19 protein-coding genes are annotated in these 22,549 nt (G+C 48.1%); 12 read left to right on the forward strand and 7 right to left on the reverse strand.

Annotated features, from left to right (window positions below):
* Positions 1-5 precede the first annotated feature (5 nt).
* The 4 genes from asnB to K5677_RS10750 form a co-directional block, all read right to left on the reverse strand.
* The gene (gene asnB, locus K5677_RS10735; protein WP_296727800.1) at positions 6-1,829 is read right to left on the reverse strand and encodes an asparagine synthase (glutamine-hydrolyzing); all 1,824 of its coding nucleotides are present in this window, start codon (positions 1,827-1,829) and stop codon (positions 6-8) included.
* A gap of 225 nt (positions 1,830-2,054) precedes the next feature.
* Positions 2,055-2,798, reverse strand: coding sequence for a pyruvate formate-lyase-activating protein (pflA, locus tag K5677_RS10740; protein WP_296727803.1), 744 nt, complete (start codon positions 2,796-2,798; stop codon positions 2,055-2,057).
* Positions 2,795-4,120 (reverse strand): CCA tRNA nucleotidyltransferase, encoded by a 1,326-nt coding sequence (locus K5677_RS10745; RefSeq protein WP_296727806.1) that lies wholly within the window; start codon positions 4,118-4,120, stop codon positions 2,795-2,797. The genes pflA and K5677_RS10745 overlap by 4 nt, the downstream gene beginning before the upstream one ends.
* 142 nt (positions 4,121-4,262) lie before the next feature.
* The gene (locus tag K5677_RS10750) at positions 4,263-5,549 is read right to left on the reverse strand and encodes a galactokinase family protein (RefSeq protein ID WP_296727809.1); all 1,287 of its coding nucleotides are present in this window, start codon (positions 5,547-5,549) and stop codon (positions 4,263-4,265) included.
* A 274-nt stretch (positions 5,550-5,823) separates the two neighbouring features.
* On the opposite strand from K5677_RS10750, the gene K5677_RS10755 reads away from it, so the two are divergent.
* Positions 5,824-6,843: a glycoside hydrolase family 130 protein gene (locus tag K5677_RS10755; protein ID WP_296727810.1), complete on the forward strand. Its 1,020-nt coding sequence runs from the start codon at positions 5,824-5,826 to the stop codon at positions 6,841-6,843.
* Between the two features lie 47 nt (positions 6,844-6,890).
* Here K5677_RS10755 and K5677_RS10760 read toward each other — a convergent pair whose 3' ends face one another.
* The gene (locus tag K5677_RS10760; RefSeq protein WP_296727812.1) at positions 6,891-7,880 is read right to left on the reverse strand and encodes a hypothetical protein; all 990 of its coding nucleotides are present in this window, start codon (positions 7,878-7,880) and stop codon (positions 6,891-6,893) included.
* A gap of 367 nt (positions 7,881-8,247) precedes the next feature.
* On the opposite strand from K5677_RS10760, the gene K5677_RS10765 reads away from it, so the two are divergent.
* From K5677_RS10765 to K5677_RS10815, 11 genes are all read left to right on the forward strand, one after another.
* Entirely contained in the window at positions 8,248-9,321 is a 1,074-nt protein-coding gene (locus K5677_RS10765) for a D-alanine--D-alanine ligase family protein (protein ID WP_296727814.1), read from the forward strand.
* A 30-nt stretch (positions 9,322-9,351) separates the two neighbouring features.
* Positions 9,352-9,774, forward strand: coding sequence for a DUF1934 domain-containing protein (locus K5677_RS10770; protein ID WP_296727817.1), 423 nt, complete (start codon positions 9,352-9,354; stop codon positions 9,772-9,774).
* Positions 9,775-9,797: 23 nt separating this feature from the next.
* On the forward strand, positions 9,798-11,567 hold the full coding sequence (argS, locus tag K5677_RS10775) for an arginine--tRNA ligase (RefSeq protein WP_296727819.1): 1,770 nt from the start codon (positions 9,798-9,800) through the stop codon (positions 11,565-11,567).
* Between the two features lie 249 nt (positions 11,568-11,816).
* Positions 11,817-12,902 carry a helix-turn-helix domain-containing protein gene (locus K5677_RS10780; protein ID WP_019680782.1) on the forward strand — a complete coding sequence of 362 codons (1,086 nt, stop codon included), beginning with the start codon at positions 11,817-11,819 and terminating at the stop codon, positions 12,900-12,902.
* A gap of 76 nt (positions 12,903-12,978) precedes the next feature.
* Positions 12,979-13,986, forward strand: coding sequence for a cell division ATP-binding protein FtsE (gene ftsE / locus K5677_RS10785; RefSeq protein ID WP_366849316.1), 1,008 nt, complete (start codon positions 12,979-12,981; stop codon positions 13,984-13,986).
* Positions 13,983-14,894, forward strand: coding sequence for a permease-like cell division protein FtsX (gene ftsX / locus K5677_RS10790; RefSeq protein WP_296727821.1), 912 nt, complete (start codon positions 13,983-13,985; stop codon positions 14,892-14,894). Before ftsE ends, ftsX begins: the two co-directional genes overlap by 4 nt.
* Before the next feature lie 91 nt (positions 14,895-14,985).
* Positions 14,986-16,368, forward strand: coding sequence for a murein hydrolase activator EnvC (locus K5677_RS10795; protein ID WP_296727824.1), 1,383 nt, complete (start codon positions 14,986-14,988; stop codon positions 16,366-16,368).
* A 69-nt stretch (positions 16,369-16,437) separates the two neighbouring features.
* Positions 16,438-17,610: a S41 family peptidase gene (locus tag K5677_RS10800; RefSeq protein WP_296727826.1), complete on the forward strand. Its 1,173-nt coding sequence runs from the start codon at positions 16,438-16,440 to the stop codon at positions 17,608-17,610.
* Between the two features lie 338 nt (positions 17,611-17,948).
* A complete protein-coding gene (gene greA / locus K5677_RS10805; RefSeq protein ID WP_028516222.1) occupies positions 17,949-18,419 on the forward strand; it encodes a transcription elongation factor GreA in 471 nt (156 codons plus the stop codon).
* A gap of 17 nt (positions 18,420-18,436) precedes the next feature.
* Complete coding sequence (gene lysS, locus K5677_RS10810; protein ID WP_366849319.1) at positions 18,437-20,017, forward strand: lysine--tRNA ligase; 1,581 nt, start codon at positions 18,437-18,439, stop codon at positions 20,015-20,017.
* 50 nt (positions 20,018-20,067) lie between these two features.
* A complete protein-coding gene (locus tag K5677_RS10815; RefSeq protein WP_296727830.1) occupies positions 20,068-20,991 on the forward strand; it encodes a hypothetical protein in 924 nt (307 codons plus the stop codon).
* Positions 20,992-21,315: 324 nt separating this feature from the next.
* Here the strand turns inward: K5677_RS10815 and rplA are convergent, their stop codons facing one another.
* Complete coding sequence (gene rplA / locus K5677_RS10820; protein WP_296727832.1) at positions 21,316-22,011, reverse strand: 50S ribosomal protein L1; 696 nt, start codon at positions 22,009-22,011, stop codon at positions 21,316-21,318.
* Between the two features lie 123 nt (positions 22,012-22,134).
* Positions 22,135-22,536 (reverse strand): 50S ribosomal protein L11, encoded by a 402-nt coding sequence (rplK, locus tag K5677_RS10825; RefSeq protein WP_296727835.1) that lies wholly within the window; start codon positions 22,534-22,536, stop codon positions 22,135-22,137.
* Positions 22,537-22,549: the final 13 nt, after the last annotated feature.

The following is a 22,549-nucleotide window of genomic DNA, read 5'->3' on the forward strand; positions in this document are numbered from 1 at the left end:
ACTATTCAGGAGAGCCTCGGCTTTATATCAAAATGCTCCAGCCAGTGATCCAGCTGTATAAAAAAGGCTATGGTCTGGGGAAGATTCATCAGCTGACCGTACCACTGAACGCGATCCTCATGGCGGAGAAGCTTTTCCAGCTCCTCACGCTTTACAAGCTGAGTCAGCCTTTCACCGCCCTCGTCCAGTATTGAGCGGAGCTTCGCCGTCACTCCCTCTAAAAACGCAGGATTATGGGTTTTCGGGTATGGGCTCTTTTTCCGCCACAGCACCTTATCAGGCAGCCATTCCTTCATAGCCTCGCGGAGAAGCCCCTTTTCCCTGCCCATGTAGTCCTTGTACTCCCACGGCACATTATAAAGATACTCTGCGATACGATAGTCACAGAAAGGCACACGCACCTCAAGACCGCTGTACATGGACATTCTGTCCTTGCGGTCAAGAAGCGTCTGCATGAACCATTTAAAGTTCAGCTCCGTCATCTCGCGCATACGCGCTTCAAGAGGGCTGTCGCTTTCCAGCTTTTCGGCGCCGTCGGCGGTATTCCGATAGGCAGAGTAAACATAGTCCTCGGCATCTATCCGCTCAGCAAAATCATCACAGAGGAATCTCTTGCGGTACGCCGTACTCTGCGCCCACGGGAAGCCGTCTGTCATGCGTATATCCTTATCCCTGTACCACGGATATCCGCCGAATATCTCATCGGCGCACTCCCCCGAAAGAGCCACCGTGCCGTATTTCTTTATCTCGCGGCAGAAAAGCAGCAGAGATGCGTCAACGTCCGCCATACCGGGAAGCCCCCTTGCCTCCGTCGCTTCATCAAGGGCGTCGATAAGCTCGGGAGTATCCACCACCGTCCAGTGGTGGTCAGTCCCCAGATATTCAGCCATACAGGTGATGTACTCAGGATCGCTGTTGGGTTGAAAACGACTCTTTTGGAAGTACCTGTCGTTGTCGAGGTAGTCCACGGAAAAGGTGCTGAGCCGTCTGCCCTGCTTTTTCAGCTCTGCCGCTGCAACAGAGGATATAAGGCTGGAATCCAGTCCTCCCGACAGGAATGTACACACAGGCACATCTGATACCAGCTGCCGCCTTATGGAGTCAAGCACCAGCTCGCGGACGTGCTCGGCGGTCTGCTCGAAGCTCTCATGGAGCTCATATGCCCTCAGCCGCCAGTATTCATGGAGCTTCAGCCCCTCTGCCGTGTAATATCCGCAGTATGCAGGGCGAACCTCCTCAACGCCGCGGATAACTCCGCAGCCCATAGACCGTCCCGGTGCCATGAGAAGAAGCTCCGCCGCACCGTGCACATCTATCTCATGGGGGATCTCGGGGTGCTCCAGAAGTGCAGGAAGCTCCGAAGCAAAAATGAGCTTCTTGCCCGTATCATAGTAAAACAGCGGCTTAACGCCTATCCTGTCACGGGCAAGGAACAGGCGGTGCTCCTGCTCATCGTATACCGCAAATGCGAATATGCCGTTGAAGCGCTCCACACAGCCGCTGCCCCATTTTATGTAGCTTTTCAGCACCACCTCGGTGTCGGAACGGGTATCAAAATCGAAATCTCCGCTCAGCTCTCTGCGAAGCTCGTCGGTATTATAGAGCTCACCGTTATACACGATAGTATAGCCGCGGCAGCTCATGGGCTGGCGGCCTCCGTCGATGTCTATCACCGCAAGGCGTGTATGGATAAGAGCAGCCTCGCGGCTCATGAACATACCTCGCTGGTCGGGACCGCGCCGCAGCAGGGCACGCTGCATATTTTCGTAAACTTTCATATCCTCGCGCATATCATCTATGAAGCTGATTGCTCCTGCAATTCCGCACATAATGTTCTCCACCGCTTTACAGCATACGGCACGCTGAGATAAATCATAATTTAACGCCTTTGGCGTCCCGAAAAATTGTTATTGTAGGGGCGAACATTGTTCGCCCGTGTCAAAATTGATGTGTATGTTTGCGGGCGCACATTGTGCGCCCCTACATCATTAAATTTTGATTTACCACAGTATATGAAAAAGACCTCTGATGTGTGTCAGAGGTCCATGTATATTTCATTTCTGTTTGTGAAGTCCTGATTTTATGCCGTCAATTATGGTATTCCGAGCCTTTATGGCTTCCTCCTTAGTCAGGGGCGGAGTATCTCCCAGCGGATACTCTATGCCAAGCTCCTCATACTTATGCCTTGCCATATCATGATACGGCAGAACGTCCAGTGCTTTCAGATTGCTCAGTGTGGAAAGGTACTCACCGAGAGCGAACAGCTCCTCATACTTGTCCGTGATATTCGGAACTACCACATGGCGTATCCAGACGGGTATCCCCAGGTCGCGGATATGCTCCGCAAAGGCAAGTATATTGCGGTTTCCTATGCCCGTCAGCTCCCTGTGGCAATCGTTGTCGATATGCTTTATGTCCAGCATTACAAGGTCGGTATATTTCAGCACCTCGTCTATTTTCTCATGAGAATCGGGATTATAGACTCCTGCCGACGTGTCAAGGCAGGTATGGACGCCCTTTTCCTTGGCAAGGCGGAAAAGCTCCGCTAAGAACTCGGGCTGTGCAAGGGGTTCGCCCCCTGTTGCCGTGATACCGCCTGATTTCAGGAACTCCTTGTAGGAATCGTACTCCCTCATAAGGTCCTCAGCAGTACGCTCCGTACCGCCAGAAAAGTCCCATGTATCGGGGTTGTGGCAATACTTGCACCTCATGGGACAGCCCTGAAAAAACACCACGAACCTTATACCGGGACCGTCAACCGTGCCGAAGCTCTCCGTTGAATGTATGCGTCCTTTCATTTTCTGCACCTCTGTTCTGCGAATTTGAGCAGCTCCGCCCTATCATTGGGGAGCTCCTCCTCCATGACAAGCTCCAGCATTTCACGCTGTATCTCGCCTATTTCCGCGCCTTTAAGTCCCAGTGCCGCAAGCTCCGAGCCCGTCACCGCAAGTCCGCGAATGCTTCTGCACTCGTCCTTTTCGACAATTTCATGACCTATCCCGATAAGCTGGTCGAAGAAGATATTTTCCGCCAGCACGAATTCATTCTTTGCAGAATTATCGCACTTCTTCATCTCCATAAGCTCAAAAAACAGCTCGTCGCCTATTTTGCACATCATCTTCCTGACATCGGTCTTATTGCGGAGCTTCTTGCTGTGATTGGCGATAAGCGCCGCAGTATAAGCGATAGTCTTGTTATCGCAGTGCAGTCGCTTCAAAATTTCCGAGGTCATGTCCGCGCCCACACGGTCATGCTGCTTGAAATGCCCCCTTCCCGTTTCATCAAGCTTCATGCAGGCAGGCTTGCCAATATCATGGTAAAGCAGAGCCCTGCGAAGCTTTAAATTCTCAGCAGGAGCTGCCGCCAATGCGCGGACAGTGTGCTCCCAGACGTCGTACCTATGGTACGGTGAACGCTGGTCGAGACCTATACTCGGCTGAAATTCAGGAATAACAGCGGTTATAACATCGCTGTACTCCAGAAGCACGTCCACAGCATTCCTGCCGCAGATAAGCTTGTCTATCTCATCGCGGATACGCTCAGATGAAATATTCCGAAGGTCAGACCTCATACCGTGAACAACCTCAGCAGTAGCCTCGTCAATTGTAAAGCCAAGCTGTGACGAGAAACGGACAGCTCTCAGGATACGCAGAGCGTCCTCAGAGAAGCGCTCATGCGGAACTCCCACACAACGAATGATCCCTGCTTCCATATCTGCTCTTCCGCCGAAAGGATCGACGATATTGCCGCGTCTGTCCATAGCAACGGCATTTACTGTAAAATCGCGCCGTGCAAGGTCGTCACCTATATCCGCAGTAAATCTCACCTCATCGGGACGGCGGTGATCGGTGTACTCCCCGTCTATGCGATATGTAGTGATCTCAAAGGACTCGCCGCCGCAGAGAACAGTTACCGTGCCGTGCTTTATTCCCGTAGGAATGACCTTATATCCGCTGAAAACCGCTAACATCTGCTCAGGTAGAGCGTTTGTTGTAATGTCGATGTCATTGCATTTGCGTCCCATAATGCCGTCGCGGACACAGCCGCCCACCATATATGCCTCAAAGCCGTGATTTTCCAGCTCTGTCAGTATTTTTTCAGTATTAGCACCTATTGTCAAGGCAGCCTCTCCTTTCGTAAATCAAAATTTAATGATGTAGGGGCGCACAATGTGCGCCCGCAAACATACACATCAATTTTGACACGGGCGAACAATGTTCGCCCCTACAATACCAATTTTTCGGGACGCCAAAGGCGTTAAATTATGATTTTAGCTCATATCCTCCTACAGGGCGCACAGTCAGCACGTAGCAGCTGCCCTCGCCGAATATGCGCTCCATTTCCGCAGCGTAGTCCGCCGCAAGGTACGTCGGCACGAATGCCTGTATCGTTCCTGCAAAACCGCCGCCGTGAACTCTCACCGCGCCGCTTTCACCCAAAAATCGCTTGCTCAGCATTATCCCCAGCGGTATCTGCTGACACTGAGGAGATCTGCTCGAATAAAGATTTTGCAGCAGCTCTGCCGAGGAAGTCCCCGACTCATTCACAAGCTCAAAAAACCGCTCTGTATCGCCCTCTGCAAGAGCCTGAGCCTCCTCAGCGGCACGTCTGTTCTCAGCAAAGAAATGCGCAGCACGAAGCAGCTCTCTGTCGGTACAGCTCCCGCGGAGCTCAGGCAGCTTTTCAAAGAACTCATCTTCATCGGCTTCACGGAGGAATCCGCAGCCCATAGCCTCAGCAACGTGCTTCATCTCTGCGGAAACAGCGCTATACTCGTCGGAGAGGTCAGCGTGACTGCCGCCTGTATCGGTAATGCACACCGAGTAGCCTGCCTTTTCAAAGTCAAAATCCACATTGGTTATCTTCGGTTTATCGGGCTCAGCAAAATCAATTGAAACAAAGCCCCCTGCGGCACAGACGGTCTGGTCCATGAGACCGCTTGCCTTGCCGAAGAAGACGTTTTCCGCATACTGGCTTATTTTAGCCAGCTCCGCAGGCTCGGTCTGTCCGCCGTTGTACTGCTCATTTATAATAGCTGCGATAAGCACTTCAAATGCCGCCGATGACGAAAGTCCGCTTCCGCTGAGCACATCAGAGGTCATATATGCGTCAAATCCGCCTATTTTCACGCCCATATCCGTAAACTTTCCTGCGATACCGCGGATAAGAGCCGCAGAAGTCCCCTTTTCCTCCTCTTTTGCGTCAAGCTCGTCAAGCGAGACCACATTCTGAGGGTAGCCCTCTGAGGTCACGCGGATAACGCCCTCATCGTTAAAGCTGACGATAGCAATTATATCGAGACTTACCGCTGCTGCGAGAACGCAGCCGTGCTGGTGGTCGGTGTGATTTCCGCCCACCTCAGTACGTCCCGAAGCCGAATAAACGTGTATCTCGCCGCACTCGGGACAGAGCCTCGAAAAGCTCTCCGCCGCACTGAGATAACGTGCTCTTGCTCGTAATACAGCTTTTTCACTGCTGCCGTAAAGCTTACTGAGCTGCTCGTCGAAGGCTCCGTTTGATATTCCGTTTATAAGGTCATAAAAGTTCATACCCACAGCTCCTTTTAAGTTATGATTTAAGGTGATATTTTATTTTTAAGGGCATCTCAGCAGCCGTATGCAGTCGGTTATTGAGAACGTATTAATTATACACCTATCCGGCGAAACATTCTATACTTTTATGTGAATTTTGATGTGTAGAATTACAGGCTGGAGAATAGTGCATTTTCACGAATTTACTTAAATTTTGCCAAAGCTATTGACTTAATAAGCTTTATGCGCTATAATTTAATTAATCCATACTAAAGGATTAAAGGAGTTTGCTATGGCGGATATTAAAATTATCGGAGCAGACCTGCCCTCAATACCGTGGCAGGACAAGCCTCAAGGCTGCACATCTCCACTCTGGAGATACACTGCGAATCCCATTATCGGCAGAAATCCACTGCCCGAGGTGGCAAGGATATTCAACAGCGCAGTTATGCCCTACAAAGACGGATATATAGGCGTATTCCGCGGAGAGCAGCGCAACGGTATCCCTCACATCTATCTCGGCAGGAGCAAGGACGCTCTGCACTGGGAGTTCGACCCGGAAAAGATACCCTTCACCAATAAAAACGGCGAGCCTTTCATGCCGCCCTATGCCTATGATCCGAGGCTTGTAAAGGTGGAGGACACATATTACATAATGTGGTGTCAGGACGCATACGGACCTACTATAGGCATTGCCAAGACCCTCGATTTCAAGCGGTTTGAGAGAATTGAGAACCCATATCTCCCCTACAACCGCAACGCCGTGCTTTTCCCTCGGAAGATAAACGGCAATTATGTTATGCTGTCACGTCCCTGTGACAACGGTCATACCGCTTTCGGCGACATTTTCCTCTCAGAGAGCCCCGATATGGAGTTCTGGGGACGTCACCGCCATGTCATGGGACGTTCTGACAACTGGTGGGAAAATCTTAAAATAGGCGGCGGCGCAGCTCCTATCGAGACCGACAAAGGCTGGCTGCTGTTCTATCACGGAGTTGTCAACACCTGCAACGGATATGTTTACAGCATAGGCGGAGCTATACTCGACATTGACCAGCCCTCACGAGTGCTTCACCGCTGTGAGAACTATCTCCTCGCACCCGAAACGGAGTATGAGGAGCGCGGATTCGTGCCCAATGTATGCTTCCCATGCGCCGCACTTACTGACGCAGCTTCCGGACGTATTGCCCTTTATTACGGCTGTGCCGACAGCTATGTGGGCGTCGCTTTCACTACCATAAGCGAAGTGTACGACTATATACTTGCTCACGACAAGCTCCAGCCGGGGGACGATTTATCCGGCATAAGATAATGTACTTTTCGAGCCTTCGGACATTGTTCCGAAGGCTCTTTGCTTTATCAGTAATAGCTGTTTGCAGCTTTTTTATCCTTATGTATCCATATGGGCAGCAGGATAGCGGTCAGTATCACTGCGCAAATAATAGTGTAAAGAATGACTCCCTTTATGTAGTTGAAATGCAGAGCAAATACCATCGCACTGCCGTTGGTAGTTTCAACGTGCTTTGAGGTAAAACTCGCAAAGCCATAGATTGTTTTGTCAACTCTCTGGGCACTCTTTGAAAAATCAGCTTCCTTCATAAGCTTCATGGCTGTCTTATCAGTCTTCAGCTTACCGTCGTACACATCTTTCATCTTCTTGCACAATGATGTGGAAGAATTTCTCATCTGTTCGTTCAATTCGATCATATCATAAACGTAAATGCTGTCGTCTTTGATTATCTCGCCCTCACACGGAAACTCAAAGCTCTGTACGGCATTTTTATCCAGATCGAGTAATGTCATTTTTTTAGGTCTGACAATATAGTCCTCGTCGACTGAATACTCGTCCAGCCTTATAGAGTCGTACTGCTTTTTCTCAAGGGTGCTGTACAGCTCCCTTGCATTGCTCTGAGCGCAAAGCTCCTTAACGTCAATAATCCCCACAGGGAACTTTATATAATCCGTTTTAGAGCCTCTGTCCTCATAAGCGATATTGAATATTCCCGATGACACCTGAGTTGTGCCGTCCTTATCAAAGAACACCACAGACTGCTCCATAGTGAAGTTGAGGAACAGGAAATTATATCCGAACTTTGTGTGATTATAAATCCTGCCGTCACTGAGGATAGTGCGGACCGCAAGTCCCGAAAGCCCGTTGGCCTTTCCGTCGTTTTCCTCTCTAAATGTCGGGTGAAGGATCATTTCAGTTCTTTTCGAGTAGCCGCTCATTGAATTGATCAGATTCTCTGCTCCAACGCGCTTGACAATAAATGCTCCTGCCGCATTGATAAGTAATTCCAGCACCAGCATAATGGACAGCCAGAGTACAGCTCGTTTTATTATCTTCACATCAATATTCCCCTTTCGCGGTAAAACCTAATATCATAAAATGATTATATATTATTTTTTTATTAAAGTCAAGCAGACAACACGTCGGACCAAAAATGATCTTTTTTACGGTATAAGCCCTTTTGGCTTCGTCATTTTTACTAAGGGGTTATCCGTCAAATTGATGAAAAAGCGATAATTTCATTGTGATTATGTACAAAACCGAGCGTTAAAAATTGTCTGCAATGTACTATACTTGCGAATTTCACTGTGTTATTCTTCATTTCCGCAAAAAATACTTGCAGTTTTTTGTGAAATATGATAAAATATAGTGATACTTGAAAATGACAAGAAAAAATACAGAGTACTATATATAAAGGAGACGCATATGGCAAAGATAAAAGCGGCTGTGATCTTCGGCGGTACAGCTCGGGAACACGCCCTTTCACTGGCTTCTGCCGCAGAGGTCATAAAAAATATACCAAGAGACACCTACGAGGTCATCTCTATAGGAATAAACCGCAAGGGACGCTGGCTGTTCTTCCCCGGCTCACCCGAGGAGATAGCCGACGGAACATGGGAGCAGAACACCGACTGCACCTCAGCCTTCATTTCTCCCGATCCGCTTCACAGAGGCATCATCACCATCGAAAACGGCGAGACCTCAGTAAAGAAAATCGACGTTGTACTGCCGATACTCATGGGTAAGCGCGGCGGCGACGGTACTATACAGGGGCTTCTTGACCTTTCGGGTATCCCCTATGTGGGCAGCGGAGTGCTTGCCTGCGCTTCATGCATGGATAAATCCCATACACATATGGTCATGGACGACTACAACATCAAGGCTCCTGAATGGGAGCTCATCACTCAGCGCGAGCTGAACGACCTTGACAGAAGATGTGCCGAGATAGCTGAGAAATTCGGCTGTAATTTAGTTGTAAAGCCTGCAAGCAGCGGCAGCAATCAGGGCATAAGCTTCGTAAACACCCCCGAGGAGTTTATCAAGGCTGTAAAGGTGGCTTTCTCCAATGACAACAAGGTCATAGTTGAGAAATACGTCAAGGCAAGAAAGCTTGAAGCGGCAGTTTACGGCTATGATACGCCTGTCTGCTCGCCTATCGGAGAGATAATCGCCGATGACAAGCTGTACGATCCGAGCAACTTCAATGTAAGCTCGGGAGACGACCTCACTATCCCTGCGGATATACCTGCCGAGCTCAGAAACAAGGCTAAGGAGATAGCAGTTACCGCATTCAAGGCTTTAGGCTGTAAGGGACTTGCAAGAGTTGACCTCTTTCTCACCGAGAACGGAGAGCTTCTGCTCAACAAGGTAGGCACTATGCCAGGGCTCAGACAAAACAGCGTTTTCTCCAAGCTCATGGAGCAGCTGGGCTATGAGCATGAGGACCTCATAGATATGCTTCTCGAACAGGCTATCGAAAATGCCGACAGGACTTACTGAGCATCAACAAAGACAATTAAGGAGATAACTTTGAAAAATAACGTTTTGATCTCTCTTACGAGCATACAGTGGCAGGAGAACGAAAAAAGCGAGACTGAGCTTCTCACAAAAGCAAGCTTCACCCGCGAAAACGGCTGGGATATAATCTCATACGAGGATACCTCAGCTACAGGCTTCGAGGGTTCTGTCACTACTATAAAAGTAGACGACTGCAAAAACGCTTCCATCACCCGTGAGGGCACGGCAAATTCCGTACTCTCTCTTGAGATAGGACGAAAGCATTTCTGTCAGTACGGAACTCCCTACGGCAATTTGCAGATAGGCGTCTACACCCACGCTATAGAGAATACTCTTGCCGAAAACGGCAGGCTGTATATGAAATATACTCTTGATCTCAATTCCTCGTATCTTTCAGATAACGAGATAATCATGACAGTACAGGCTCAGAACTGAGCCCGAAAGAAAGGATAGATATAATGTCAGACCTTATCAATTCCGCCTCCCTGCGTCTCCGTGAAATAATCATGGACGCTCTCGGAGTTCTTGTATCCGAGGAAGCTATCCCAGCCACTCCGCTGCCAAGCTTCAACATCGAGATACCTGCGGATAAATCACACGGCGATTTCGCAGCAAATACCGCTATGGTATGCGCAAAGGCTCTTAAAATGCCTCCGAGAAAGATAGCAGAGCTCATCTGCGAAAAGCTCAGCCTTGAAGGCACTATCTTCGAGAAGGCAGAGGTCGCAGGTCCGGGATTCCTCAACTTTTTCCTCGGCAGGAGCTGGTTCTCGGACGTTGTAAGAAACGTTCTTGACGAGGGCGACAGCTACGGCAAAACAGAGCTTGGCAAGGGCAAGAGGGTGCTTGTTGAGTTCGTTTCCGCAAACCCCACAGGTCCTATGCATATAGGAAATGCAAGAGGCGGCGCTATCGGAGACTGTCTCGCAAGCGTTCTCCAGTGGGCAGGCTATCACGCAGAGCGTGAGTTCTACGTAAATGACGCAGGAAACCAGATAGAGAAATTCGGCAAGTCTCTGGAGCTCAGATACTTACAGCTCTGCTCACCAAAGGGACAGGAGCTCATGGCTCAGTACAAGGACGACGCCGATAAGCTCTGCTCTGTTATCTATGAAGGCAGCGGCGAAGGCGGAGAGTTCGAGATGCCTGAGGACGTTTACCTCGGTACAGACATCATCGAACACGCAAAGAACTTCTACGACATAAACGGCAAGGCTATGGAAAGCGTTTCCGAGGAGAAGCGCAGAAAGGCTCTTGTTGATTACGCGCTTCCTATTAATATAGCAGGTCTTGAACGTGACCTGAAAAAATACCGTATCGTTTACGACAACTGGTTCAGAGAGAGCACAGTTCACGAAAAGAACGAGACAAAGCTGGTAGTTGACAAGCTCATGGAGGCAGGAAAAGCCTATGAGCAGGACGGCGCTATATGGTTCAAGGCTACAGAATACGGCATGGACAAGGATTTCGTTCTCAGAAGAAGCAACGGTCTTTACACATATATCGTCCCCGATATTGCCTACCACTACAACAAGCTGGTAACACGTAATTTCAACAAGGCTATCAATGTTCTCGGCGCTGACCACCACGGCTATGTTCCGAGACTCAAGGCCGCTCTCAACGCTCTCGGTGTTGATGAGACCAAGCTTGATGTAGTTCTCATGCAGATGGTAAGACTTGTCCGCAACGGCGAGACCGTAAAGCTCTCAAAGAGAAGCGGAAAGGCTATCACACTGGTAACTCTCCTTGACGAGATACCAATAGATGCTGCAAGATTCTTCTTTAACCTCCGCGAGGCAAATTCACAGTTTGAGTTCGACCTCGGTCTGGCTATCGAAAAGACCTCACAGAACCCCGTATACTACGTGCAGTACGCACACGCAAGAATTTGCAGTATGCTCAGGGCCCTTGCAGACGAAGGCATCAATATCCCTGCTTCCGCAGACCTTGACCTTCTTTCTGATCCACGTGAGATTGAGCTTATCCGTCATCTGGCTTCACTTCCGAAGGAGATCGACCTTGCGGCTAAGACCTATGATCCTGCAAAGATCACCAAGTATACTATTGATCTGGCAACTCTGTTCCACCGCTTCTATGACGGATGCAGCGTAAAGAACGCTGAAACAGAACAGCTCAGGGACGCTCGTATCCTCCTCAGTGCCGCAGTGCGTCAGGTACTGAAAAACACTCTGGAGATACTCAATATCACCTGTCCCGAGAAGATGTAACAATTACAATTCAAGCCGTAAAAATTACAGCTTGGTTACAAAGAAAATATTGTCTTTGGCAATTTTTTACAAAAATCAACATATCGTTAAGTCATGTTTGTGAGCCTTCAGACGAGAGTTAACAGTTTGTTAACAAATTCAGACCAAAAATGTGTTACAATTTGTAATATGTTGAGGAGCACAACGCGCCCCGACTCTCCTTGAAGGTCCGCTCAAAATAAGATCTTATTAAGAGAAAGGATGTAAATCATGTCCAACAGATTATTTCAGGGTTTAGTTCATCAGATGCGCGATTCTATCGACGCTACTATCGGTGTTGTTGACGAAACAGCTACGATCATTGCCTGCAGCGACCTCACTCGCGTGGGTACAACTAATGAATTCGTATCTCTTGACCTCAGCGATTCACACGATATCTTTATCCGCGACGGCTTCACATACAAGCCTTTCGGTTCAAGAGTAAAGCCCGACTATGCTGTCTTCGTTGAAGGCGTAGACGACGCTGCTGCTAAATATGCAAGTATCCTTGCTATCGCACTTTCAAATATCAAGCAGTACTATGATGAGAAGTATGACAGAAACAACTTCATCAAGAACGTTATCCTCGACAATGTTCTCCCCGGAGACATCGTTATCAAGGCAAGAGAGCTCCACTTCAATGCCGAGATAAGCCGCGCTGTATTCCTTATCAGAATAATCTCAGCTAACGACATCTCTGCATATGATGTTATTCAGAACCTCTTCCCTGACAAGAACAAGGACTTCGTATTCAATATCACTGAGACCGATATCGTTCTCGTCAAGGAGCTCAAGAGCGCTGTTGACTCAAAGGACCTCGAAAAGCTTGCCCGCTCTATCGCTGATACTCTCAGCAGTGAGTTCTATACAAGAGTAAACGTTGGTATCGGTACAGCCGTTGTCGGCGTAAAGGACCTCGCCCGTTCATTCAAGGAGGCTCAGATGGCTCTTGAGGTCGGCAAGGTATTCGATACAGACAAGGTAATCGTAAGCTACGATAACCTCGGTATCGCACGTCTTATCTACCACCTCCCCACAACTCTCTGTGAGACATTCCTCCACGAGGTATTCAAGGTGGGAAGCATCGAATCTCTCGACCACGAAACACTCTTTACGATCCAGAAGTTCTTCGAGAACAACCTGAATGTATCCGAAACATCAAGAAAGCTCTTCGTACACAGAAATACTCTTGTTTACAGACTCGAAAAGATCAAGAAGCTCACAGGTCTTGACCTCCGCGAGTTCGATCACGCTATCATATTCAAGATCGCTCTCATGGTAAAGAAGTACCTGTCTGCTAATCCTGTAAAGTTCTGATTATTTCTCAAAGGGGTATATGAGAACTTTTTTAGGGCGGCTCTCCGCCCTTACAGATTAAGGTAGGTGTAACCCATTGGTAGAACTTAAAAACGTATCCGTGACCTACTCCAGCGGCGTTGACGCTTTGAACAACGTCAGTCTGAAGATAAACGACGGCGATTTCGCTTTCGTTGTAGGTTCATCAGGTGCGGGAAAAAGTACTATGATAAAGCTGCTTTTAAAGGAAATAGACGCTACAAGCGGTGTCGTTACCGTAAACGGATATAACCTTAATAAGCTAAAAAAACGCAAGATACCTGAATTCCGCCGTACCCTCGGCTTTGTATTTCAGGACTTCCGCTTGATACCGTCAATGACCGTATATGAGAACATCGCATTCGTTCTCAGAGTTATCGACGCCCCTATCAAGTACATACGCAAGAGAGTCCCATATGTTATAAGTCTTGTAGGACTCCACGCTAAAACAAACTCTTACCCTGATGAGCTGTCAGGCGGCGAAAAGCAGCGTGTGGCTATTGCCCGTGCGCTGGTAAACGATCCTCAGCTCATAATCGCCGACGAGCCTACGGGTAATATCGATCCCGAGCTCTCCTATGAGATAGTCGAGCTGCTCAAGGGCATTAACGATCAGGGTACTACTATACTCATGGTAACCCATGAGCACGATCTTGTCCGTCACTTCGGCGGACGTATCATCAACATTACCGAGGGTGAGATCGTTTTCGACGAGGTCATCACAGGTACGGGAGACGAGCTTATCCCGGATATGGACAGCGAGATAACTCCCGAGGCTATGGCTGCCGCTATCAGCGAAGCCGAGGCTGCTGAGGATACAGAAGCTGAAGATATGGTCAATACCGAGGAGGCTATCGACCTCCCTATCGAAAATATGACCGCTGATGATATAATATCAGCTATCGGCGGCATTCCGGATACTGCTGAAAAGCCCGAAAAAGAGCTTATGAAGCCAGTAAAGGAAAATATCGATGTCGATATTGCTCCGATTCCGAAATCAGACGAGCCTACTCCGCAGGAGCTGCTCGCCGCACTCACTGAAAAAACCGATGGGGGTGCGGAATGAAACTAAGCGGTATAAGATACCTCGCCGATCAGGGCGTGGAAAATATCTGGAAAAATAAGATGATGGCATTCGCTACCTTCTGCGTTCTGCTCATATCTCTCCTTCTCGTGGGAATAGCAGGTCTGTTCTATATCAACCTCAATTCCATGATAAAAGGTCTGGGAAGTCAGAATGAGGTAGTCGTCATCATGAAAGTCGGTACTACCGAGGAACAGAACTCCGCTGCTGAGGAGGCTATCAAGGCTCTCCCGAATATCGACAAGGTCGAGTTCATATCCAAGGAGGAAGCTCTCGCAAGACAGAAGGCAAGCCTTCCGAATGCTGAGAAGATATTCGACGAATATATCGGCAATGACGCAAGCTTTATGCCTGACGGCTTCAGCGTGACTGTCAAGAATACCGATAAGATAACCGAAACTACCAACAGCATAAGCTCACTGGCTAATATCCAGAGCGCTTCTGCTTCACCGCAGGTCGCTGAGTTCCTGAGAGAGCTCAGAAAGGTGGTTTCTCTCATTGCAGGCGCTATTATCATAGCACTTGCCGTTGTTTCAATGATAATCATTTCCAATACCACTAAGGCAAGCGTTTTTGCCCGCCGTGAGGAAATACAGATAATGAAGTATGTCGGCGCTACAAACGCCTTTATCAGACTCCCCTTCTTCGTTGAGGGTATGGTAACAGGCTTCTTCGCAGGCGCAGGTGCTTACTTCATAACATGGGCTGTATACAGCTCGGCTTACAACATGATCAAGGAACAGGGAATGCTGATGAATACTTTCGGCGTTAGCAGCCTTATCCCATTCGATAAGATACGGCTCTTCGTTATACTCGGCTACCTTGTTTTCGGTGCCCTTATAGGCGCTCTCGGAAGTGTGGTAAGTACAAGAAAACATATTGATGTCTGATATGCTCAAAGTAAAACCGACAATATGAAATCTTACTATGAAAGGAGTGTGCTCTCGGACAGCAAGCAACTGTCCGTTACGCAGCTTAATTATGGAAAAGCTACATATTTTTAAGAAGGTCATATCCTTTGTGACAAGCTCAGCATTAGCCGCAGCATTAATCAATTTCGTTCCCTTAAATACAGGGAAAAGCTCCAACAACGCATACGCTAAGACCATTGCAGAAATGCAGGAAGAGATCAAGTCCAACAAGGAAACTATCAGCGAGCTCCAGAACCAGCTTGACGCCCTTGCAGGCAACAAGGCTGAGGAACAGCAGTATCAGTCTGTGCTCAATGAACAGATAGATGTGATAAGCAAAAACATCGACCTTCTCAACAAGGAACTTGAAAATATCAACGCAGACATCGAAACTGCCCAGAACAATATCGATGCTCTCGATCAGTCTATCATCGACCAGCAGAATGAGATCGACGCTAATATCGAGCTGTTCAAGCAGCGCCTCTGCGCTATGTATATCACAGGAAACGACAACCTCGCTACAGTCGTAGTCGGCACATCAAGCTTCTACGATATGATGTCGAGAGTTGAAATGGTAAACCGTATCGCTTCCTATGACGAGGAGCTCATAAACGACATTCTCGGTGATATTGCCCAGATGGAACAGTCCAAAATGGACCTTGAAACCGAAAAGCTCGCTCACAAAATGAAGCTTGAGGAGCAGCAGAAGCGTAAGGAAGAAAAGGACGCTGAGATCGCTGTTCTCAATGAAAAATATCAGCAGACTCAGGCTGAGATCGACCGTATCACTAAGGAAGAACAGCTGACAGAGGAAAAGAAGCGTGAGCTTGAAGCTATGAACGCTGAATTCGACGCAGAAATATCCGCTGAGATCGCCCGTCAGGCTGCGGCTGCACAGGCTGCATACGAGGCTGAACAGGCAAGACTTGCCGCTGAGAGAGCTGCTGCTGCACAGCAGGCTGCTCAGAGCAGCGGTGAGACATATTCTCCCACATATCAGCAGCCTGCATATATCCCTGCTCCTTCTGCTTCGGGATTTGCATGGCCTGCCCCGGGATTCTGCTATATCTCCAGCTACTACGGTCCGAGATGGGGCTCATTCCACGGCGGTATCGACGTAGGTGACGCCGGTATCCACGGCGGAGCAGCCTGCGCTGCAAAGTCAGGTACTGTCATCACCGTATGCAACTCATGCACTCATGACTATGCTAAAAACGGAAGCTGCGGCTGCGGCGGCGGCTATGGCAACTATGTTGTAATCTCTCACGACGGTACATACTCAACAGTTTACGGACACCTTGCTTCAGCTTGTGTTTCTGTAGGTCAGTATGTAAATCAGGGTGATGTTATCGGCTACATCGGCACTACAGGCTGGTCAACAGGTCCTCACCTCCATTTTGAAGTGCGTGTGAACGGCAGCAGAGTTGATCCTCTGGGCTACGTTAGTCCATAAAAATATAATAATGATAATTCAGGGCAGTTCAGACAACTGCCCGAATTTTTGTCAGAAAGCGATGATAATATGAATAAGAAAATCAGTCTCGGTCTGGCGCTGAGCCTTATCGCTATCGCTTCTGCGATAACGTTTATACTGACTTCCTTTTTCTCGCTGCAAAGCTTTAACACTAAGGTGGTTGACGTAAACGAAAAGGCAAAGAAGTACAATTCACTGCAAAGTCTGGATTCCTATGTCCGCGAAAACTTCCTCGGCGAAATCGACGAGAGCAAGCTCAGCGACGGTATACTGAAAGGCTATATATCGGGACTTGACGATAAGTACTCAAAATTTCTCTCTGAGGAGGAGTACCTCGAGGAACAGAGCGAGGACGAGGGACAGCTCATCGGTCTCGGCCTTATCCTTGACGAGGACGAGAGCGGCTATATCCGTATCGCAGGTATCAACAGCGAGTCTCCTGTTGAGGAGGCAGGTCTCCGCGAGGGCGATATAATCACAATTATCGACGGTATCGACGTTCTTGAGGCAGGCTTCGACGAGTCCGTAGAGGCTATGCGAGGCATTGAGGGCTCTGAGATAAAGCTCACCGTACGCAGAGGCGGTATAGACAGGGATTATACCTTTACACGACGCTCTATAGAGGTAACTACTGTCAGCGGCAAAATGCTGGACGAGACTATCGGCTATATCGAGATAAACAACTTCAAGAAGAACACTCCTCAGCAGTTTGTTGACACTCTCGAAAGACTCACCTCAAACGGCGCTAAGGCGCTTATATTCGACGTACGCGACAACAACGGCGGCATGGTGGATATGCTTTCGGATTGTCTTGATCCCCTGCTTCCCGAGGGAGTTATAGCTACTGCGGAATATAAGGACGGTCACAGCGAGACACTTATCTATTCCGACGATACAAGGCTCGATGTTCCTATGGCGGTCATCGTCAATAAGAACACAGCAAGCGCAGCAGAGCTTTTTGCGGCTTCGCTCCGTGATTTCGGCGGTGCTAAGCTGGTAGGCGAAAAGACCTACGGCAAGGGCGTTATGCAGAAGACTACTGAGTTCAACAACAACGGTGCGGTAGTTCTTACCGTGGCTAAATACAGGACTGCGGTATCCGAGTGCTACGACGGAGTGGGACTTGTCCCTGATGTAGCGGCTGAAAAAGGCACGACAGAGGGCTTTGATATGCAGCTTCAGGCGGCTGTCGATACTATAAGCCAAGAAATACTTAATTAATGCATAATTTTTTGGGGCGACCATTGGTCGTCCTTTTTATTTGCCGAGCCGATAAGGATCAAGATGTGGCATAAGATACCCCCACCTACCCATGTACCCAACTATTACGATTTAAACTCATAAAGTATAGTGCTTTAGTAGTACATGGGTTGTTGGGTAGGTGGGTACATGGAATGTGTGTAGGGGCGGATATTAGTCGCCCTTTTGATTTACTGCCCCTACAGACTTAGTTCTTAGCTCTTAGCTCTTAATTCTAATCCACACTTGACTTTTTCAGCGTAATATAGTATAATATTATGTAATGCTATTTATTTTCAAATATAAAGGAGTGCATTGATATGGCTACAAAGAAGATGTCCAGAGAAAGCTACGACAAGCTCGTCGCTGAACTTGATGACCTTAAGATCAATAAACGTAAGGAAGTCGCTGAAAGACTTAAAGTTGCACGTTCCTACGGAGACCTCTCCGAGAACGCTGAGTACGATGAGGCTAAAAACGAACAGGCTATCCTCGAGGCTCACATTCAGGAACTCCAGTATACTATCGACAATGCTGAGATCGTTGACGACGAGAGCATCTCTGTTGACGAAATAGGCATGAGCTCCAAAATAACAATTAAGCGCGTTGATACAGGCAAGATAGAAACATTCACTATCGTTGGTACAAACCACGCTAATGTACGCGAGGGACTTATCTCGGACGAGTCTCCTATCGGCAAGGCTGCTATGAAAAAGAGAGTCGGCGATATATTCATCGTTGAAGCTCCCGCAGGCGAGCTGAAGTTCGAGGTCGTAGAGATCTCAAAGTAATCGAAAGGACGCATAAAATGAGCGAAAATCAGGTGAATTCACCCGTACAGGCTGAGGAAGAGCCTGCACAGGATATAAATGTATTAAAGAAGGACAGACTCGATAAGCTGGCTGACCTCCGTGAGCTGGGACATGATCCCTTCGTAATCACAAAGTTCGACGTAACAGGCCATGCTGCCGATTATAAAAAGGAGTATGAGGCTAAGGAAGCTGAGATACTTGCTGCCTGCGGCGACGATGAGGAGAAAAAAACTGCTGAGCTGGAAAAGCTTAACGAGAATATTATCCGTATCGCAGGAAGAATAATGAGCTGGAGAGATATGGGTAAGGCAAACTTCATCGACGTACGTGATAAGTCTGACCGTATCCAGGTCTATGTACGTTCAAACGACGTCGGCGCAGACCTTTTCAAGGAATTCAAGAAGAAGTGGGATATAGGTGATATTATCGGCGTTGAGGGCTATGTATTCAGAACCCGCAAGGGCGAGATCTCTATCCACGCCAAGAATATCACACTCCTTACAAAGTCACTCCTCCCTCTCCCTGAGAAGTGGCACGGTCTTAAAGACACAGATACAAGATACCGTCAGCGCTATCTTGACCTCGTTATCAATCCCGAGGTAAAGGATACCTTCATCAAGCGCTCTAAGATAATCTCATCTATCAGACGCTACCTTGACGATCAGGGCTTCATGGAGGTCGAGACTCCTATGCTGGTATCAAATGCAGGCGGCGCAGCTGCAAGACCTTTCGAGACACACTATAATGCTCTCGATGAGGACGTAAAGCTCCGTATAAGCCTTGAGCTCTACCTCAAGAGACTTATTGTCGGCGGTCTGGAGAGAGTCTACGAAATAGGCAGAGTTTTCCGCAACGAGGGCGTTGACACCCGTCATAACCCCGAGTTCACACTTATGGAGCTCTATCAGGCTTATACCGATTACTACGGCATGATGGACCTTACAGAGAATATGTATCGTCACGTTGCTCAGGAAGTTTGCGGTACTACCTGCGTTCCTTACGGCGAACACATGATAGACCTGGGCAAGCCCTTCGAGCGCCTTACCATGATAGACGCTGTCAAAAAGTACTCAGGGGTTGACTTCAACGAGATAAAGACTCTTGAGGAAGCTCGCAGGATCGCTGATGAAAAGGGCGTTGAGTACGAGGCTCGCCACAAGCGCGGTGATATACTCAACCTGTTCTTCGAGACCTATGTTGAGGAGCACCTCATTCAGCCTACATTCATTATGGATCACCCGATAGAAATATCTCCTCTTACCAAGAAGAAGCCCGATGCTCCCGACTATGTTGAGCGTTTCGAGCTGTTCATCACAGGCAGAGAGATGTGCAACGCTTACTCTGAGCTCAACGATCCTATCGATCAGCGTGAGCGCTTCAAGGCTCAGGAGGAAGCTCTCAGTCAGGGTGACGAGGAAGCTAACCGCACAGATGAGGACTTCCTCAATGCTCTGGAGATCGGTATGCCTCCTACGGGCGGTATCGGCTATGGTATCGACCGTCTGGTAATGCTTCTTACAAACAGTGCTTCTATCAGAGACGTACTCCTCTTCCCAACACTTAAAAGCCTTAACTGATAAACCACATACGGGCGGCAATTGCCGCCCTTTATTATAAGGAATATGCTATGAAGGAAAAAGAAAAAAACATTGAAAACACCTCTGAGCAGAACGACAAAATAGTAATGGACAAAAGCGTTTTCAAGGTGAACAAGGAGCTCCGCAAAAAGCAGGAGGAAGAACAGGCTAAAAAAGAACAGGAGATCGCAGAGAAGTATGCTCAGCGTGAAAAGGAAAAACAGGAAGCCTATGAGAAAAAGCTCCACGATGAAAAGATCGAGCTCATGCGCCTGAAGCAAGGCATCGTAGAGGAAAGCGAGACTATCCATGAGGAAAAGGAAGAAGAAATAAAGCTGTCATTCGGCAAGAAAATATCGAATTTCTTCTACCATAACAAATGGTGGCTCGTACTTTGTGTTTTCTTACTGGGACTTGGCAGTTTTCTGGTATATGACCTGCTGTCAAAGCCGAATCCGGATATGATCGTACTCATGCTCTGTGACAATAATTTTGTAGGCGACTCTCCATTCATTGAAGAATACTTTGAGGAGTACGCTGAGGACTCTAACGGCAACGGAAAGGTGCTTGTTAGCGTTTACAATATACCATACGGCGATGATGAGTATCAGAACTATATCAACGGCGTTTCGACAAAGCTTACTACCTACCTTAACAGTGATGACGCCGTTATGCTGATCGGAAATAAAAAGACCACTGATGATCTGCTTATTCCCGAGGACAGCTTAGTTGACCTCAGCAGTATCTATCCCGATGATCCTCATGTGAACAGGTATTTCTACTACATCAAGGATACGAAATTTGCTGAGCACATCGGCGTTTCTCCAGATGTTATCACTGATGATATGTTCTTTGCCCTGCGCAAGCCAAAGGACGTTATGAACGCCAGCCAAAAGGAAATGCAGGAGACCTATGATAAGGATTTCCCTGTTTTTGACAAGGTCGTAAAGGCACTTTCAAGCGAAGAGGAATAATAGAACTTAGAGCTTAGAGCTTAGAGCTAAGAACTAAGAATTAAGGGACGCCAAGGCGTCCCTTTTGTTTTATGTGTAGGGCCGGCGTTTCGCCGCTCGATCATACAGCATCGTCCCACGTTTTAATGTAGGGGACGGCGTCCCCGACGTCCCACAAATTAGGGACGCCTTGTAAGAAAAGGCGTCCTTTAATTGTAGGGCATTGTTTCATCAACGGGCGGCGGAACGCCGCCCCTACATGACGTTTACGCAGACGTTCAATGGTCGTCCCTGCAAAATAAAAGGCTTCACATAAAGTGAAGCCTTAAATATTTGTATTATCTATCAAACACCGTACTTAGCTGTAGCAACCGGAACACCAGGGCCCATTGTTGAAGTAACTGTGCAGCTCTTGAGGTAAGTACCCTTAGCAGCAGCAGGCTTTGCCTTAACAACAGCCTCCATAAGTGTGTTGAAGTTCTCCTCGAGCTTTGCAGCACCGAATGAAGCCTTACCAATTGGGCAGTGAATGATATTTGTCTTGTCGAGACGATACTCGATCTTACCAGCCTTAGCCTCTGTAACAGCCTTTGCAACGTCAGGTGTTACTGTACCAGCCTTTGGGTTTGGCATAAGACCACGAGGTCCGAGAACCTTACCGAGACGTCCAACGAGTCCCATCATATCAGGTGATGCAACAACTACGTCGAAGTCCATCCAGTTTTCCTTCATGATCTTGTCAACGAGATCCTGACCGCCAACGAACTCTGCGCCAGCGCTCTGAGCAGCCTCGTACTTGTCTTCCTTACAGAATACGCATACTCTTACTGTCTTACCAGTACCGTTAGGAAGTACAACAGCACCTCTAACCTGCTGGTCAGCGTGTCTTGAGTCAACGCCGAGACGGATGTGAGCCTCTATAGTCTCATCGAACTTAGCCTTTGCGTTCTTGCAAACGAGGTCGAGAGCCTCTGTGGAATCATACTGCTTAGCATAATCAACAGCCTTAGCGCTGTCAACATATTTTTTGCCGTGTTTCATTATATTTCCTCCTATTTAAGTGGTAATACCGAGAAGCTTATAGCTTACCCGATTAGCGGAATTTTCCTCCCACCAATAGAACTCTGAACGGGGATACCCCCACTTCATCATTCATTAAATTGATTAGTCAACAACTACAACGCCCATTGAGCGAGCTGTACCAGCGATCATGCTCATAGCTGCTTCGATAGAACCAGCGTTGAGATCCTGCATCTTTGTCTCAGCGATCTTCTTGATCTGCTCCTTAGTGATGTTTGCGACCTTAGTCTTGTTAGGTACTCCTGAACCGCTGTTGATGTTGCAAGCCTTCTTGATGAGGACTGCTGCGGGTGGAGTCTTAGTGATGAACGAGAATGAACGGTCTGCGTAAACAGTGATTACAACAGGGATTATCATACCGATGTCGTTCTTTGTTCTCTCGTTGAATTCCTTTGTGAATGCCATGATATTAACACCGTGCTGACCGAGTGCCGGACCAACAGGTGGTGCAGGAGTAGCCTTTCCTGCTGCGATCTGAAGCTTAATGTAGCCAACTACT

This window comes from Ruminococcus sp. (assembly GCF_024684275.1).